The following is a 14,446-nucleotide window of genomic DNA, read 5'->3' on the forward strand; positions in this document are numbered from 1 at the left end:
CGGTCCGTTGCCGTCGCAGGCTACCGAGCCAAGGCCAGATCGATCAATCGATACAACTCTTCGACCTCCAGCGGAGCGGTCGCAAAGAGAATGCGAAACACCGTCGGCGCCACCACCACATTGATCAGCCGCTCGATGCCCGGGTTTGGCGCCTCGGGATAGCGATCCAGGATGATCTGCAACTGAGCGCTGATAATCCCCACGCAATGCCCAGGCGTAGCGCAGGCCTGGATGTCGCGCATCATGTTGCGCCCGGGTTCGGAGCTCATTTCGTCCAGATACTGCTCGGCCCAGGCGCGCAGGTCGCCGCGCAGACTACCGGTGTTGGCTGGTTCGCTGTCGGGGCGCATGCGGGCGATGGCGACGTCTGCCAGCAAGGCAGCCAGATCGCCCCAGCGCCGGTAAATGGTGGACGGCGTCACGCCGGCACGCGCGGCGATCTGCGGCACGGTGAGGGTGGCGCGGTCCTGCTCCTGGAGCAGGGTGCGGACCGCCGAATGAATCGACTCCTGGACCCGGGCGCTTCGACCGCCGGGGCGTAAACCTTCTTTAATAGCCATGCAGCGGACCTTAACACAAAGAATTTGCTTTAAGCACCCATCGGTAGCACACTGCGCAAAAGCAAAAAATTAGCTTTTGCGGATGATCCCTTGCGGAGTGTGCCCATGTCTCGTCCAGCTTCGACCCGTGCCAGCCTGATTTTCCTGGCCATCACCTTGCTCGGTTTTCTCGCCGCTTCCAGTGCGCCGACGCCGTTGTATCACCTTTATCAGGAACACATGCAATTCTCCCCGGCGATCCTGACGCTGATCTTTGGCGTATATGCGTTCAGTCTGCTCGCCGCCTTGCTGACGGTGGGGTCGCTGTCGGATTACCTGGGGCGCAGGCCGGTGATCTTTGTGGCGTTGTTGCTCAACATATTGGCCATGTCGCTGTTCATCAACGCCGACAGCATCGGTTGGCTGATCTGGGCCCGTCTGATCCAAGGTTTCGCCACCGGCATGGCCACCAGCGTGCTTGGCGCTGCGCTGTTGGATTTCGACCGCCGCCAAGGTCCCTTGATCACCAGTCTCGCACCCTTGCTCGGCATGGCCTTTGGGGCCTTGGGTTCTGGCCTGTTGGCGCAGTACGCCCCATTGCCGCTGGAACTGGCCTACTGGATCCTGCTGGGGTTGTTCCTGCTCCAGGCCGCTTACCTCTGGCGCCTGGCCGAAAGCGTCAGTCCGCAGCCCGGGGCCTGGCAATCCCTGCGTCCGACCTTGCATGTCCCTGTGCAGGCGCGGCGGGCGTTATGGCTGGTATTGCCACTGAACCTGGCGGCCTGGGCAGTGGGTGGTTTCTATCTGTCCTTGGCCCCGTCCCTGGTTCGCGCGGCAACCGGATCGACCTCCAACCTGATGGGGGGCGCGCTGGTGGCGGTGCTGACCCTGACGGGGGCATTGTCCATCTATACGCTGCGCAACCAGGGAGCGGACAAGATACTGCGTCTTGCCGCCGGCTTATTGATGAGCGGCCTGGCCCTGGTGTTGATCGCGGTGCATGGCGGCAGCCTGCCGCTGTTTTTCCTCGGTACGCTGGTGACCGGCAGTGGTTTCGGTGCCGGTTTCCTGGGCGCGTTGCGCAGCATCATGCCGCTGGCTTTGCCCCACGAGCGGGCTGGCTTGATGTCGGCGTTCTATGTCCTCAGTTATCTGGCTTTCAGTCTTCCATCATTGCTGGCCGGAAACCTGACCCGGGTGTTCGGATTGATCGCCACCACCGATGGCTACGGCGTCATATTGATGTTGCTGGCCGCCGGAGCGTTATGGGGGCTGCTGCGTCAGGCGCAGGGTAGGGCGGTGGAGCAACGCAGTGTGTGACTTATCTATAAAATAGATTAGCTATAGAAAAATTACCCGTTATATAGATATTAAATTCGGATCTAGCATGGCTCCACCTCATTCGAGGACAGGAGTTCGCCATGACATGCTGCACCGAAAGAAATCGCTTGCGCCCATTGAGCCATTTGCCCAGGCCGTTGGAAGCCATTCGCCAGTTCACCCCGAACTGGTTCGCCGTGACCATGGGCACCGGGGTGCTGGCCCTGGCCTTGGCCCAGTGGCCGGGAGGAGGATCCGGGCTGCGCCTGCTGGGTGAAGGACTGTGGCTGTTCAATGCCGCGTTGTTCGTGCTGTTCGCCGGCCTGTACGCCGCCCGTTGGGTGTTGTTCTTCGATGAGGCGCGGCGGATCTTTGGGCATTCCACGGTTTCGATGTTCTTCGGCACCATTCCCATGGGGCTGGCAACCATCATCAACGGTTTGCTGGTGTTCGGCTTGCCTCGCTGGGGGGAGGCAACAGTGCCCATTGCCGAAGTCTTGTGGTGGATCGACGTGGCAATGTCGCTGGCCTGCGGCGTGCTGATTCCATTTCTGATGTTCACCCGTCAGGAGCACCGGATCGACCAGATGACCGCCGTTTGGCTGCTGCCCGTGGTGGCCGCCGAGGTGGCGGCTGCCAGCGGCGGGCTCCTGGCACCGCACCTGGCGGACGTGCATTCGCAATGGGTGATGCTGGTCACCAGCTATGTCCTCTGGGCGTTCTCCCTGCCCGTGGCCTTCAGCATCCTGACGATTCTGCTGTTGCGCATGGCCTTGCACAAACTGCCTCACGAAAACATGGCGGCCTCGAGCTGGCTGGCCCTCGGTCCGATCGGTACCGGTGCCTTGGGCATGTTGCTCCTGGGCAGCGAAGCGCCAGGGATATTTGCCGCCAACGGCTTGCCGGGCGTCGGCGAAATCGCTGCCGGGTTGGGCTTGGTGGCGGGGATTACCCTGTGGGGCCTGGGCTTGTGGTGGATGTTGATGGCGGTGCTGATCACCGTCCGCTATCTGCGCGACGGCATCCCGTTCAACCTTGGTTGGTGGGGGTTCACCTTTCCCCTGGGGGTCTACGCCCTGACGACGCTGAAGCTGGCGAGCCTGTTGGGCCTGGCGTTCTTCACCGGGTTCGGTTGCCTGCTGGTGGTATCGCTGTTGCTGATGTGGCTGATCGTCGCCCGTCGTACCCTGCTGGGGGCATGGCACGGTGAGTTGTTCGTGTCGCCCTGCATCGCGGGGCTGGCGAAATAATTGCCCGGCCCCTCCAAAGCGGCGTGTCGTGGGGTAATGTGTGGCCTGGATCGAAAAACGTCATTCCAATAAGCGTCCAAGCCACTCAGGTACATGGAAGATGAGTCACTCGTCACAGTTCACCTTGCTCCGCAAGCGGCGGTTCCTGCCGTTCTTCATCACGCAGTCCCTTGGGGCGTTCAACGACAACGTGTTCAAGCAGTCGCTGATCCTCGCGATCCTCTACCGGCTGACCATCGAGGGTGACCGTTCGATCTGGGTCAACCTCTGCGCGCTACTGTTTATCCTGCCGTTCTTCCTGTTCTCGGCATTGGCGGGGCAGTTCGGGGAAAAATTCGCCAAGGACGCGTTGATTCGTCTGATCAAGTTTGGCGAAATCGTCATCATGGCAGTGGGCGCAGTGGGGTTTCTGTTCGACCACCTATGGCTGATGTTGCTGGCGTTGTTCGCCATGGGGACACATTCCGCGCTGTTCGGGCCGGTAAAGTATTCGATCCTGCCGCAAGCGTTGCACGAAGAAGAGTTGGTCGGTGGCAATGGCCTGGTGGAGATGGGCACTTTCCTGGCGATTCTCGCCGGTACCATCGGCGCGGGGATCATGATGTCCTCGACTCATTATGCGTCGGTGGTGTCCACGGCGATCGTCGGTATTGCCGTGCTTGGCTACCTGGCCAGTCGCAGCATTCCGAGGGCAGCGGCGGCTTCGCCGCAGATGCGCCTGAACTGGAACATCTTCAGCCAATCCTGGGCCACCCTGAAGCTGGGTTTGGGCCAGACCCCATCGGTATCCCGCTCCATCGTCGGTAACTCCTGGTTCTGGTTCGTCGGGGCGATTTACCTGACGCAGATTCCCGCCTATGCCAAGGAGTGGATGCACGGGGACGAGACCGTGGTGACCTTGATCCTGACGGTGTTTTCCGTGGGCATCGCCCTGGGCTCGATGCTCTGTGAGCGCTTTTCGGGGCGCAAGGTCGAGATCGGCCTGGTGCCGTTCGGTTCGTTCGGCCTGACAGTGTTCGGGCTATTGCTATGGTGGCATTCCGGTGCGATCCCCGACAGCGTCGACGGCCACGGTTGGCTCCAGGTACTGGGATTCGGACACGCCTGGCTGGTGCTGATGGACATCCTTGGCCTCGGCATCTTCGGCGGTTTCTACATTGTGCCGCTGTATGCCCTCATTCAATCGCGAACCGTTGAAAACGAACGGGCACGGGTCATCGCCGCCAACAACATCCTCAATGCCTTGTTCATGGTGGTTTCGGCGATTGTATCCATCGTCCTGTTGAGTCTGGCCAAGCTGTCGATACCGCAGCTGTTTCTCGTGGTTTCGCTGCTGAACGTCGGCGTCAACGCCTACATCTTCAAGATTGTCCCCGAGTTCAGCATGCGCTTCCTGATCTGGCTGCTGAGCCATTCCATGTACCGCGTGGAGCATCGCAACCTGGAGGCGATCCCCGATGAGGGGGCGGCGCTGTTGGTCTGCAACCACGTGTCTTTCGTCGATGCGCTGTTGATTGGCGGTGCAGTGCGTCGGCCGATTCGCTTCGTGATGTACTACAAGATCTACAACCTGCCGGTGCTGAACTTTATCTTCCGTACCGCCGGGACGATTCCGATTGCCGGGCGTCAGGAAGATATCCACATCTACGAAAAGGCCTTCACCCGAATCGCGCAGTACCTGAAGGACGGTGAGTTGGTGTGCATTTTCCCTGAAGGAAAACTGACGGCTGACGGTGAGATCAATGAGTTCAAGAGCGGGCTGACACGCATCCTCCAGGAAACCCCGGTGCCGGTGATTCCCCTGGCATTGCAGGGTCTGTGGGGCAGTTTCTTCAGTCGTGATCCGAGCAAGGGGTTGTTTCGTCGGTTCTGGTCGCGGGTGACGCTGGTGGCGGGTTCGGCGGTTGCGGTGGAAGTGGCTGAGCCGGCGAAGTTGCAGGCGTTGGTGGGGGAGTTGCGTGGGACTGTCCGCTAGGGCAGAAAAACTGTGGGGGCGAGCTTGCCCGCGATTGCAATCTGTCTGGCGTTGATGTCACAGGCAAACCGCTATCGCGAGCAAGCTCGCCCCCACGGGGCGATCAGGCGCTGACCTTGAGCCCGATCAACCCCGCAACGATCAATGCCACGCTGGCCAGGCGAACCAGCGCCATTGATTCGCCGAACAGAATGATCCCGGCGATCACCGTGCCCACGGCGCCTACGCCCGTCCAGATCGCATAGGCTGTGCCCAGAGGCAACTCCTTCATGGCAAGGCCGAGCAGGCCCAGGCTGATGGCCATGGCGGCAATTGTCAGTGCCGTGGGGAGAGGGCGACTGAACCCGTCGGTGTACTTCAGGCCTACGGCCCAGCCGACTTCGAACAGGCCAGCAAAAAATAGAATGATCCAAGACATCAGACACCTCATCGATGGATGGGGTCGTCCCCGGATTCAAGACTCAATCGAGTAGCGGGGTCGTCCCCGCAGTGGAAGGATAGAGTGCCCATGATCGGGCACTCGATCAAGCCTGACTTAATCGGCTGTTTGCCGGGTGCCGAGGGTCTCGCCGTCGCGCTTTTCGCTCATGCGCCGGAAGTACGTCGAGAGCAGCGCTCCGGAAATATTGTGCCAGACGCTGAACAGCGCACTGGGGACCGCCGCCAGTGGCGAGAAATGCGCACTGGCCAGGGCCGCGCCGAGGCCGGAGTTCTGCATGCCCACTTCCAGCGCCAGGGTCTTGCGCTGGGCCAATGGCAGGCCGAACACGCGGGCGGTGAAATAGCCCAGCAGGTAACCGAAGCTGTTGTGCAAGATCACGATAGCCATGATCAGCAGGCCGGATTCGGCAATCTTCGCCTGGCTGGCAGCCACCACCGCCGCCACGATGATCACGATGCTTACCACGGATATCAGCGGCAGCACTTCTACGGCATGGCGAACCCGGGCGCCTAGCAGGCGTTGCGCAACGATGCCCAACGCGATCGGCAACAGCACGATTTGCAGGATCGACCAGAACAACGCCGAGAACGATACCGGCAGCCAGGCCGAGGCCAGCAACCAGATGAGCGCTGGGGTCAACACAGGTGCGAGCAGGGTTGTGATCGCGGAAATCGCCACGGCCAGGGCCAGGTCCCCACGAGCCAACCAGGTCATGACATTGGACGAAGTGCCGCTTGGGCAACATCCCACCAGAATCACGCCGACCGCGATCTCCGGTGGCAGGCTGAACACCTGGCACAGCAGCCAGGCGGTACCCGGCATGATCACGAACTGGGCAATCACCCCCAGGGCCACACGGCCTGGATGACGGGCCACTTCGGCGAAATCCTCCAGCTTCAGGGCCAGGCCCATGCCGAACATCACCAGGCCCAGCAAGGGGACGATGGCAACTTTAAGGTCGACGAACCATTGCGGTTGGAAGAATGCCAGCACCGCGAAAAACAGTACCCAGTAAGCGAAGGTATTGCCGACAAAGCGACTCAATGCAGCCAGTGCGCGCATGACCTGATCCTTATTATCAAGAGCATCGAATACTGATGTGGGAGCAAGCTTGCTCGCGATTACGGAGTGTCAGTCAACATATCGGTGACTGCCATGTCGCTATCGCGAGCAGGCTCGCTCCCACAAGGGTAAGCCGTTGCGTTTTAGATCCCCTGCGCAATCTCTTCCCCGCCCAGGGCTTCGACCAGGGCCGGCAGGAATTCGCCGAACGTCAGCATCATCAGTGTGAAACTGGCATCCAACTGGCCCAGGGCTTCGTCGCCGCCGTCCTGTTCCGCCTGGTCTTGCAGCAGATCCTCGAACTTCAGGCGCTTGACCACCATCTTGTCGTCGAGCACGAAGGACAGCTTGTCCTGCCAGGCCAGCGACAATTGGGTCACCACCTTGCCAGTGTTCAGGTGCAGCTGGATTTCGTCGCTGGTCAGGTCCTGGCGCTTGCAGCGCACGATGCCACCGTCCTCGTGAGTGTCGCGCAATTCGCATTCGTCCAGCACGAAGAAATCGTCCGCGGCTTTCTGGGTCTTGACCCAGTCGGTCATGATGGCGGTGGGGGCTGTCTTGACCGTCAATGGACGCACTGGCAGCGAGCCGATGACTTCGCGCAGGGTGGAAAGCAGGTCTTCGGCGCGTTTCGGGCTGGCGGAGTTGACCAGGATCAGGCCCTGCTTCGGTGCGATGGCGGCGAAGGTGGACGAACGACGGATAAAGGCGCGAGGCAGGAACGCCTGGATGATCTCGTCCTTGAGCTGGTCCCGCTCTTTCTTGTAGACCTTGCGCATCTGTTCGGCTTCAATTTCCTCGACCTTTTCCTTCAGCGCATCGCGCACGACGCTACCGGGCAGGATGCGCTCTTCCTTGCGCGCGGCGATCAGCAGGAAGTCCTGGCTGACATGCACCAGCGGCGCGTCCTCGCCCTTGCCGAATGGCGCGACGAAACCGTAAGTGGTCAACTCCTGGCTTGCACATGGACGCGCCAGTTTGCTGGCCAGTGCAGTTTCCAACGCCTCGGCATCAAAAGGCAGATCTTGGGTCAGGCGATAGATAAGCAGGTTCTTGAACCACATGGGGTGAATCTCTCCTTTATACAAAGGGGGGCATTATTCTCTTCGCGGCGCCATAGGCCAACCCTTCGCTAAGCCTTTGGAAGGCCTGAGAAAATTAATTTAAAAAGTGCTTGCCAGTCGTGAGGGCGCTCCGTAGAATGCGCGCCACACCGAAAGCGAAGGGTGATTAGCTCAGCCGGGAGAGCGTCTGCCTTACAAGCAGAATGTCGGCGGTTCGATCCCGTCATCACCCACCATTTCGCTTCAAGTGTTACGCGCAGCGGTAGTTCAGTCGGTTAGAATACCGGCCTGTCACGCCGGGGGTCGCGGGTTCGAGTCCCGTCCGCTGCGCCATATTCGGTTACCTGGAACACTGAACGCCAGGTCACCACGAAAAGCCCGCTAACGCGGGCTTTTTGCTGTTTGCAGTTCCTGTGGTGCGCATCGATCGCGGTTTTTATTTTTTGCTAATTAAATCAGCACATTACGAAAAACTGTGAGAGAATGCGCCCCGCATCGAAAGTGCAGGGTGATTAGCTCAGCCGGGAGAGCGTCTGCCTTACAAGCAGAATGTCGGCGGTTCGATCCCGTCATCACCCACCAAGCTTTCAATGTTACGCGCAGCGGTAGTTCAGTCGGTTAGAATACCGGCCTGTCACGCCGGGGGTCGCGGGTTCGAGTCCCGTCCGCTGCGCCATATTCGATTACCTGGAACACTGAACGCCAGGTCATCTGCAAGAAGCCCGCTTAACAAGCGGGCTTTTTGTTGCCTGGCGTTTGGCGCGACCGGCCCTTATTGCTCGGCATTACGGGTGTGACGGTAATCGCTGACCGCCTCGTATACCGCCTTGCGCAGCCGATTGATCCCGCCGATGGGGCGATGGGCCTCGATGCCGAACCAGGGATTGAAGGACAGGTTGTCACAGGCCAGGTTCTGCTTGGGGGTGTCGAAGTCCTGGGCGGGCACCTTGATCCGTGCCACCGTCTCGAACGGGGCGTCGCTCTCCCGCCATTCGATACTGGTGTCTTCGATCGGCATGTATTTGCTTGGATCCTGGCGCTGGATCTGCAGGACGAAGCACGCTGGCACACGGTCCGTGGACAGTTGCTGGTTCAATGCACTGCGTAGAAAGTTCGGCAGGTCCTGGTTTTGTGGCGGCAGGGTGTATTCCGGGCAGTTGTCTGGATCCGGCGCGACACGGAACTTCGCGTTGGCCTCGCCGAACTTGTAGGGCGATACCGAGAAATACGTTGTCTGGGTCGGGCTGGCGGGCGGTGGCGAGAGGGTTGCCAGGGCGATGAACAGATGGCGGATCTGCCACGTGCGTGGATCGATGCTTGGAAAAAACGCCATGGCCTTTTTGCCGTCGGCCTGGGCGGCTACGTTCTGACGGTATTCGGCGACATCGCTGACGAAGAAGTTCGGATGATTGAACATCACGAAATCCTGTTCAGCCTGGGATTGCCGTTCTGCCAGCAATTGCCTGCCCGGCACGTTCAGCAATTTGATGGCCATTCCGCGGGCATCGCGCAAGCTGTCGAACTGAGGGTAGGCGTTGCCGTTGGACAGCCGCATGGTTGCCTGCCAGACCTTCCCCGGTTCGGCGAATACGCCCTGGCGCAAGGGGGCGGGCAGGTCGGTTGGTACCTGGACTTCGGCCATCACGCAGCCGTGAGCCTTGGCATGGGCGTCCCGCAGATAACGAGTGCCTTCGCGATGCTGATCGACGATGCGAATGGCGGTCTGGATGATGTCCTGGGTCATGGCGGTTTCGCCCGGCGGCATCTGTTCCTTGTCCGGGACCGGTCCGCTGTGTTGCCAGGCGAACCAGGCCGTGGCCAGGGCCCAGCCGAGCAGTCCCATGCCCAGCAGCCACAGGAGCATCTTGCCCAGAAAGGCGCCGAGGCGCAGCCAGAGCGTGATCAGCATGGGTCAATCCTTTTGCCTGAAAAGTTCATCATCACAATTGCGACTCCAGTGGCCCGCCGAGCACTTTGAGGTATTCCAGCAGCGCCCAGCGCTCCTGCGGCTGCAGCAGGCGGCCAATCACGCCGTTGCCGCGTTCGCCTGCGCGGAATTCGTGGCCGCTGTTGTGGTTGCCGGTGATCCGGGTATCGAAGACGAAACCGTTGGTGAAGGCCTCGGTGCGATAGCCCAGGTGTCGTGGATCGTATTCGAAGCTGCCTTTATAGAAGGTGGTCGCCCGCTCGGCCTGGGGTGAGAGCAACTGATAGATCGTCGGTACCGAGCCGTTGTGCAGGAAAGGCGGCGTGGCCCACACGCCGGCCAGCGGACGAGCCTTGTAGGCGCGCAGTTCGCGCACGCCAATGGGCAAGCCGAAGCCATCCAGTGCCGGACGCTCCTCTGGAGTCACGCCGGCGTCGCGGTAAGCCCGGTTTTCGACGAATGCCGTGACGTAGGCCAGGCCCTTGGCGACCGAGAGCTGGCTCATGTCCAGCGGTTGCGTCGGGGTAGGGTGCAGTTGCACTTCCAGTTTCGCCAGTTCGGCCGGGTCCCATTGCAGGCTGGTCAGGTCGAAGCGGTGATCGGCGATATTGTTGGCGGTGCCCGGGTCGGTGCCGATGACCTTCACGGGCAGCATGTGCAGTTGCTGGACCGGCCTGTCGGGACCCTGGACCACTTTGGGCACGTGGCAACCGGCGCAGTTTTCGGCGAACAGGGCCCGGCCTTTGGCGGCCAGGGGTTTATCGACCGGGCCCAGCAATGCTTCCGGCCAGACCGGCGGCTTGAGCAGTTGCAGCGTCTCTTCGATGGTATGCAGGTCGCGCACGCGCACGCTGGAGGGGTAGCGCGCATCGCCCTGCAGCGGCTTGCCCTGGGCGTCGAAGAAATTCAGCGTGGCACCGACGCCCAGGGCTTCGCCGACGTTGCGGGCCATTGGCTGCTGGGCCGAGCCATTCCACTGCACCCAGTCGAATGTCCACATTTCCCACAGTTGCGGGTAATCCACCGGCGCGTCCGCGACGCGGTAGTTCTTCGCCGAAATGGCATCGCCGAAGCTGGCGTTGGCGATACGGCCAAAGGCGTCGGTACGGCCGGGCCCTTCCTCGGTGGGATAGAGGCCACGATGGGTGTCGTTCCATGCGGTGCGCACGAAAGTGCCCAGGGAGTCCTTGAAGGCCTCGCGTAGTTCGTTCTTGCGGGCATCATAGTCCTGGCCCAGCACCTTTCGGGCGAAGCGTTCGAATTTCCAGGGGTTGTAGTAGGTCGACGCCAGGCTGGCGACCAGGGCCTGTCCAAAACTGCCGCCGCGCAATGTCGGGACGCTGGAGGGCAATACGTGCTGGGCCGAGCCGCCATCGATCCTTATTGCCTGGCCCTTGAAATGCAGTTCACCGGTGTGACACGCGGCGCAGGTGATATCCAGGAACTGCTCGCTGCTGCCAGCGTTCTGGTGCCGGGTGAAGCCCACCGGCAGATTGCCTGGATTTTGCGGCGAGGGCTTCTGCGCCGGGTCCACCAGAAAGCCGAAGCGCGCCAGGTATTGCGGCGAGGCGAAGCGCTCTTGCGAAAACGGCAGCTCCAGCGCGGTGAACCAGTCGTAGCGCAGGCCTTTGACCTGGGTTCCCTGCGGGGTGAAGTAATACGTCTGGCGCTCGGTGGCGCTCCATTGGTCCAGGTAGTGCACCTGTTCGACCGGGGTATAGAAGGGGAGGCGAGGGTTGGCGACGTAATAAAGCACTACGGCCACTGCGACAAAAAGCAGCACGAGGATCAACAATAGGATGCGGGAGAGAAGGCGCACGGTAACGTCCTTGTTTTTTTGATAAGCCCTTATGCCTCAGAGGCGCGTGGCCGGCAAGTGGCCATTATCGTAGGGTTGCGAGTCGCGGTGATTTGTCGCTATGCGCCCTGGATAACGGAGCCTTAATCGGCCCAGGATCAAATTGCGTTTGCACGCCTGAACTTATCACCGGTTTGTGGCTCACATGCCGGTAGCCATTGGTCGTGGCCGCCTGATAAGCTCGCGGCTTTACTCGATTGCCCTTTAGGCGCATGAACAAGGAAATAGCATGAAACAGCATCGGTTGGCGGCGGCGGTTGCCCTGGTTGGCCTGGTCCTCGCAGGTTGCGACTCGCAGACCAGCGTAGAGCTGAAAACCCCGGCGCAGAAAGCTTCCTACGGTATTGGCCTGAACATGGGCAAGAGCCTGGCTCAGGAAGGCATGGATGACCTGGACTCCAAAGCGGTCGCCCAGGGCATCGAAGATGCCGTCGGCAAGAAAGAACAGAAGCTGAAAGACGAAGAACTGGTCGAAGCCTTTGCCGCGCTGCAAAAGCGTGCCGAAGAGCGCATGGCCAAGATGAGTGAAGAGTCGGCGGCCGCCGGCAAGAAATTCCTCGAAGAGAACGGCAAGAAGTCGGGTGTAACCACCACCGCTTCCGGCCTGCAGTACGAAGTGGTCAAGAAGGCCGACGGTCCACAGCCCAAGCCGACTGACGTGGTGACTGTCCACTACACCGGCAAGCTGATCGACGGCAAGGTGTTCGACAGCTCCGTTGAACGTGGCAGCCCGATCGACCTGCCGGTCAGCGGCGTGATCCCGGGTTGGGTCGAAGGCCTGCAACTGATGCATGTCGGCGAGAAGTACAAACTGTACATCCCGAGCGACCTGGCTTACGGTGCCCAGAGCCCGAGTCCGGCCATCCCTGCCAACTCCGTCCTGGTGTTCGACCTGGAACTGCTGGCAATCAAGGATCCGGCAAAAGAAGACGCAGCCAAGTAACCGCGTCTGATCTCAACGAAAACGCCTCGCTCATGCGGGGCGTTTTTGTATGCGGGCGCCGGCAACATCAAAAAAACGAACGCATGCCGCAGGCGGCAGTCATAGGCATTACAGGCGCCGCGCTAGCCCCAGTCGGCCGGTCAAGTCAATGAAATATTGGGTTTTTTTTAGTGAGTAAAAAACGCCCGATCTAAGCCGGGCCCTTGTGCAACGGGGGCTTCAGCGGTGAAATGCAGGTCTGTTCACAAGGTTATCCACAATTTGTGTGGATAACATTTCAGTGGGAAGAAGAAATGAAGGCACCGTGGAATTTTGCCCGATTCCTGCCTTTGGCGGGGCGCTTGCTGGCTCGCGGTCGATTGCCGACGCTGTTGTTTGCCGTGGCCAGCAAGAGTGCCCGGGAGGGCGGTCGCCTGGGTCGGCTCAAGGATGACCTGCGCCTGCTGCAGGCCTTGTGCCTGGCTTACTGGCGTGGTGAGTATCGGGCCGTGAGCGCCAAATCGCTGCTGTCCATCGTGGCAGGCCTGATGTATTTCCTCAGCCCCCTGGACGCCATACCGGACCTGCTGCCTATGTTCGGCATGTTCGATGATATCGCCGTGCTGGCATGGATCATGAAAAACCTCGATACCGAGCTCAGTGCCTTTCGTGCCTGGCGTGATCGACAACTGCCCGAGAAGCTCGTGCGGGTCGAAAGGCTTCCGGACACCCCGGAGCAGCTTCAACTCGAAGGTCAGAAAAAAAACTGATCCTGTTGCATTTTCCTCATGGATTCATCGCCCCGCGACCTTAGCCACTATTTAGGATTACACTTCCTAGGAAAAAAGCTGACTCGCTAAGTGTTGTTGTCCTACGGGGTAGTCATGGATATTCAGATAATCACGCGCGACGGAGAGCCCGAGTATGCGGTTTTACCGTGGGATCAGTACCAATCATTGTTGAAAGCCGCAGGCATCCATCAAGCACCGCCGCACGAAGCCACGGTCCATCCGGCGGCGACACCCGGTCAGGACCTTCCTGGTCTGGATCAATTACGCAGTTTGCGCGAAGGGAAGGGCATCGCCATCGAGGCGCTGGCCCGCACGGTAGGAATCAGCCCGTCTTATCTGGCCATGATCGAAAGCGGCGAGCGTCAGCCCGATGCCGCGATTCGGCGTAGTCTGGCCTGGGAGTTGACGGTGCCAGGTTGGAGGGATGAATCGTGAGTGTACGCATCAGTCGACAGCATTGGGATGGATTGCTGGGGGAACTGGACCAGGCGCGCCGCCAGCGCCATCTGTTGACGTATCGGGCGTTGCTGGAGCGCTTGCAATTGCCCAGTCCGGCCATGCAGACCCTGACCGCGGCCCTCGAGCATCTGGCAGCGCTGGATGCCCGGGCCGAGCAGCCTCTGCGCAGTTCGCTGGTCATCAGCCAGGGCGCCAGCCGGTTGCCACGCACGGGGTTCTTCGAGTGCGTCGAGCGCCTTGGGCGCTTCTCCGGTCCTTCCGATGGCGTGGCCGCTGCCTCATGGCATGCCTCCGAAGTGGTCCGGGTGTTCGAATACGAGTATCCCGAGTCGGCGGAGGCCTGATGTTCTGGCGTATCAAGGCACGGGCCGGTTACTGGCTGGCGCGCCGACTGTTCCACTGGCCATGGTTCGTCCGCCAGCCTCGCGGCTGGGCGTGGCTCGAGGGGCAGTTTTCCCGCATGGCGAACCTGGGCGATGTCGGTGCCCAGAGTTTCTATGGCCATATCCTCACCTTTCGCGGCCAAGGGCTGGGCGCCCGGGCCGAAGGTATTCGCCTGTTGCGGCTGGCAGCCTTGGCCGGGGATGGCAAGGCGGCCTATCAGGTCGGCGTGCTCAGCATGACCGGAACGGTCGGCAAGGCGCCGGACCCGGTCGAAGCGGCACGCTGGTGGGCGCTGGCGGCGAAGGCGGGACATCCATTGGCCGAGGACCGGCTCCAGAAGCTCGAAGGCCACGACCTGTAGACTTATCCACAAGGCAGGCGCAGCGTGCGAGCCTCGGTGGATGGGTTGTTGTGCGCTCTGGTGAATTTAAAGAATCGCCCTACATCCACCGC

At 60.8% G+C, this 14,446-nt stretch carries 14 protein-coding genes and 4 tRNA genes; 12 read left to right on the top strand and 6 right to left on the bottom strand.

The features are described 5' to 3' along the window. Positions 1-20: 20 nt before the first annotated feature. Entirely contained in the window at positions 21-560 is a 540-nt protein-coding gene (locus tag BT179_RS13760) for a TetR/AcrR family transcriptional regulator (protein ID WP_072393964.1), read from the bottom strand. A 105-nt stretch (positions 561-665) separates the two neighbouring features. On the opposite strand from BT179_RS13760, the gene BT179_RS13765 reads away from it, so the two are divergent. The 3 genes from BT179_RS13765 to BT179_RS13775 all read left to right on the top strand — a co-directional run bounded on the left by BT179_RS13765 (position 666) and on the right by BT179_RS13775 (position 5,084). Then, a complete protein-coding gene (locus tag BT179_RS13765) occupies positions 666-1,859 on the top strand; it encodes an MFS transporter (protein ID WP_072431627.1) in 1,194 nt (397 codons plus the stop codon). A gap of 101 nt (positions 1,860-1,960) precedes the next feature. Further along, positions 1,961-3,109 (top strand): TDT family transporter, encoded by a 1,149-nt coding sequence (locus BT179_RS13770; RefSeq protein ID WP_072431626.1) that lies wholly within the window; start codon positions 1,961-1,963, stop codon positions 3,107-3,109. 100 nt (positions 3,110-3,209) lie between these two features. Then, positions 3,210-5,084, top strand: coding sequence for an MFS transporter (locus tag BT179_RS13775; protein ID WP_072431625.1), 1,875 nt, complete (start codon positions 3,210-3,212; stop codon positions 5,082-5,084). Between the two features lie 103 nt (positions 5,085-5,187). Here BT179_RS13775 and sugE read toward each other — a convergent pair whose 3' ends face one another. The 3 genes from sugE to rdgC all read right to left on the bottom strand — a co-directional run bounded on the left by sugE (position 5,188) and on the right by rdgC (position 7,652). Then, a complete protein-coding gene (sugE, locus tag BT179_RS13780; protein WP_003204587.1) occupies positions 5,188-5,502 on the bottom strand; it encodes a quaternary ammonium compound efflux SMR transporter SugE in 315 nt (104 codons plus the stop codon). 117 nt (positions 5,503-5,619) lie between these two features. Next, positions 5,620-6,588 carry a bile acid:sodium symporter family protein gene (locus BT179_RS13785; protein ID WP_072393952.1) on the bottom strand — a complete coding sequence of 323 codons (969 nt, stop codon included), beginning with the start codon at positions 6,586-6,588 and terminating at the stop codon, positions 5,620-5,622. A 143-nt stretch (positions 6,589-6,731) separates the two neighbouring features. After that, positions 6,732-7,652, bottom strand: a complete 921-nt coding sequence (gene rdgC / locus BT179_RS13790) for a recombination-associated protein RdgC (protein WP_072393949.1) — start codon at positions 7,650-7,652, stop codon at positions 6,732-6,734. A gap of 160 nt (positions 7,653-7,812) precedes the next feature. Between rdgC and BT179_RS13795 the strand changes: the two genes are divergently transcribed. The 4 genes from BT179_RS13795 (at position 7,813) to BT179_RS13810 (ending at position 8,328) form a co-directional block, all read left to right on the top strand. After that, positions 7,813-7,888 (top strand) — tRNA-Val (locus tag BT179_RS13795). A gap of 20 nt (positions 7,889-7,908) precedes the next feature. Further along, positions 7,909-7,985: transfer RNA gene (locus BT179_RS13800), tRNA-Asp, on the top strand. 173 nt (positions 7,986-8,158) lie between these two features. Next, a tRNA-Val gene (locus BT179_RS13805) sits at positions 8,159-8,234 on the top strand. Positions 8,235-8,251: 17 nt separating this feature from the next. After that, a tRNA-Asp gene (locus BT179_RS13810) sits at positions 8,252-8,328 on the top strand. A gap of 96 nt (positions 8,329-8,424) precedes the next feature. Here the strand turns inward: BT179_RS13810 and BT179_RS13815 are convergent. Continuing rightward, the gene (locus BT179_RS13815; protein WP_072431624.1) at positions 8,425-9,561 is read right to left on the bottom strand and encodes a catalase family protein; all 1,137 of its coding nucleotides are present in this window, start codon (positions 9,559-9,561) and stop codon (positions 8,425-8,427) included. A 31-nt stretch (positions 9,562-9,592) separates the two neighbouring features. Next, positions 9,593-11,398 (bottom strand): di-heme-cytochrome C peroxidase, encoded by a 1,806-nt coding sequence (locus BT179_RS13820; RefSeq protein ID WP_072431623.1) that lies wholly within the window; start codon positions 11,396-11,398, stop codon positions 9,593-9,595. Positions 11,399-11,666: 268 nt separating this feature from the next. On the opposite strand from BT179_RS13820, the gene BT179_RS13825 reads away from it, so the two are divergent. The 5 genes from BT179_RS13825 to BT179_RS13845 all read left to right on the top strand — a co-directional run bounded on the left by BT179_RS13825 (position 11,667) and on the right by BT179_RS13845 (position 14,354). Beyond that, positions 11,667-12,380, top strand: coding sequence for a BamJ family beta-barrel-assembly machinery protein (locus BT179_RS13825; protein ID WP_072393940.1), 714 nt, complete (start codon positions 11,667-11,669; stop codon positions 12,378-12,380). Between the two features lie 293 nt (positions 12,381-12,673). Beyond that, a complete protein-coding gene (locus BT179_RS13830) occupies positions 12,674-13,129 on the top strand; it encodes a YkvA family protein (protein WP_072431622.1) in 456 nt (151 codons plus the stop codon). Between the two features lie 114 nt (positions 13,130-13,243). Next, positions 13,244-13,585 carry a helix-turn-helix domain-containing protein gene (locus BT179_RS13835; protein ID WP_072431647.1) on the top strand — a complete coding sequence of 114 codons (342 nt, stop codon included), beginning with the start codon at positions 13,244-13,246 and terminating at the stop codon, positions 13,583-13,585. Then, the gene (locus BT179_RS13840) at positions 13,582-13,953 is read left to right on the top strand and encodes a hypothetical protein (RefSeq protein ID WP_003179080.1); all 372 of its coding nucleotides are present in this window, start codon (positions 13,582-13,584) and stop codon (positions 13,951-13,953) included. The genes BT179_RS13835 and BT179_RS13840 overlap by 4 nt, the downstream gene beginning before the upstream one ends. Beyond that, positions 13,953-14,354, top strand: a complete 402-nt coding sequence (locus BT179_RS13845) for an SEL1-like repeat protein (RefSeq protein WP_072393934.1) — start codon at positions 13,953-13,955, stop codon at positions 14,352-14,354. The genes BT179_RS13840 and BT179_RS13845 overlap by 1 nt, the downstream gene beginning before the upstream one ends. The last annotated feature ends 92 nt before the right edge of the window (positions 14,355-14,446 follow it).

The sequence above is a fragment of the Pseudomonas sp. NFACC43 genome (assembly GCF_900119645.1).
Classification (GTDB): Bacteria; Pseudomonadota; Gammaproteobacteria; order Pseudomonadales; family Pseudomonadaceae; genus Aquipseudomonas.

Bases quoted from the DNA above. Each gene is read 5' to 3' on its own strand.
- sugE (WP_003204587.1), bottom strand. From the start codon at position 5,502: ATGTCTTGGATCATTCTATTTTTTGCTGGCCTGTTCGAAGTCGGCTGG.
- BT179_RS13845 (WP_072393934.1), top strand. From the start codon at position 13,953: ATGTTCTGGCGTATCAAGGCACGGGCCGGTTACTGGCTGGCGCGCCGA.
- BT179_RS13765 (WP_072431627.1), top strand. From the start codon at position 666: ATGTCTCGTCCAGCTTCGACCCGTGCCAGCCTGATTTTCCTGGCCATC.
- rdgC (WP_072393949.1), bottom strand. From the start codon at position 7,652: ATGTGGTTCAAGAACCTGCTTATCTATCGCCTGACCCAAGATCTGCCT.
- BT179_RS13770 (WP_072431626.1), top strand. From the start codon at position 1,961: ATGACATGCTGCACCGAAAGAAATCGCTTGCGCCCATTGAGCCATTTG.
- BT179_RS13760 (WP_072393964.1), bottom strand. From the start codon at position 560: ATGGCTATTAAAGAAGGTTTACGCCCCGGCGGTCGAAGCGCCCGGGTC.
- BT179_RS13815 (WP_072431624.1), bottom strand. From the start codon at position 9,561: ATGCTGATCACGCTCTGGCTGCGCCTCGGCGCCTTTCTGGGCAAGATG.
- BT179_RS13835 (WP_072431647.1), top strand. From the start codon at position 13,244: ATGGATATTCAGATAATCACGCGCGACGGAGAGCCCGAGTATGCGGTT.
- BT179_RS13830 (WP_072431622.1), top strand. From the start codon at position 12,674: ATGAAGGCACCGTGGAATTTTGCCCGATTCCTGCCTTTGGCGGGGCGC.
- BT179_RS13775 (WP_072431625.1), top strand. From the start codon at position 3,210: ATGAGTCACTCGTCACAGTTCACCTTGCTCCGCAAGCGGCGGTTCCTG.
- BT179_RS13785 (WP_072393952.1), bottom strand. From the start codon at position 6,588: ATGCGCGCACTGGCTGCATTGAGTCGCTTTGTCGGCAATACCTTCGCT.
- BT179_RS13825 (WP_072393940.1), top strand. From the start codon at position 11,667: ATGAAACAGCATCGGTTGGCGGCGGCGGTTGCCCTGGTTGGCCTGGTC.